Raw genomic sequence first — 714 nt, 5'->3', positions numbered from 1 at the left:
CCACCACCTGGAAGTCACGGCCGCCCTGCAGCAACAGTATCGGCAGCGGTGACGCACGGGCATCGGCAACCGGATCGATCGCCTCGAACGTGCGCCAGTAGTGGGCGGGCAGGCGCAGCGGCAGGTCGGCCGCGGGCACGTCGGCATCACTGCGGGCCGCGGCGATCTGGCGGTCCAGCGTATCCAGGAAGGCCTGTTCGTCCGCGCTGATCTGGCCGTCCAGCCCGAGCAGGTAGCGGTTCTGTTCGGGCAGCAGGGTCAGCAGCGAGCGGGCCGGTGCTGCCCACAGAACCAGCCCGGCCACCTTGCCCGACTTCGCGGCGATGCGCGGCGCCAGCATGCCGCCCTGGCTGTGCCCCATGACGTAGATATGGCGCGGATCGATCCCGCTGTCGGCGGCCAGCGTTGCCACGGCGACAACCGCGTCGTCGGTGGTCTCATCGTCCATGGTGTAGCGGTCGCCGCTGAAATCCTGCGGGCGCACGCGGCTGCGTTTTTCGTAGCGCAGCACCGCGATGCCCTGCGCGGCCAGGCCGCGCGCCACGTCCAGGAACGGGCGGTTGGCACCGATGGTTTCATCCCGGTCCTGCGGCCCGGAGCCGTGCACCAGCACCACCGCGCGCACGCGGCCGTCGCTCTGCGGCCGGGCCAGCGTGCCGGGCAGGGTGCCCGTGGCGGTCACCACGTCCAGGGGCACTTCGGCATAGGCAGCAT

At 71.3% G+C, this 714-nt stretch carries 1 protein-coding gene; it reads right to left on the bottom strand.

Features of this window, described 5'->3' with window-relative positions; translation table 11 throughout:
- Positions 1–714 (bottom strand): lysophospholipase (locus tag DBR34_RS23140; protein ID WP_258223930.1); only part of this gene is annotated, 714 nt, incomplete at both ends.

Source organism: Stenotrophomonas sp. HMWF003 (genome assembly GCF_003061285.1).
GTDB lineage: Bacteria > Pseudomonadota > Gammaproteobacteria > Xanthomonadales > Xanthomonadaceae > Stenotrophomonas > Stenotrophomonas maltophilia_AP.
This window is presented reverse-complemented; position numbering and strand designations above follow the sequence as displayed.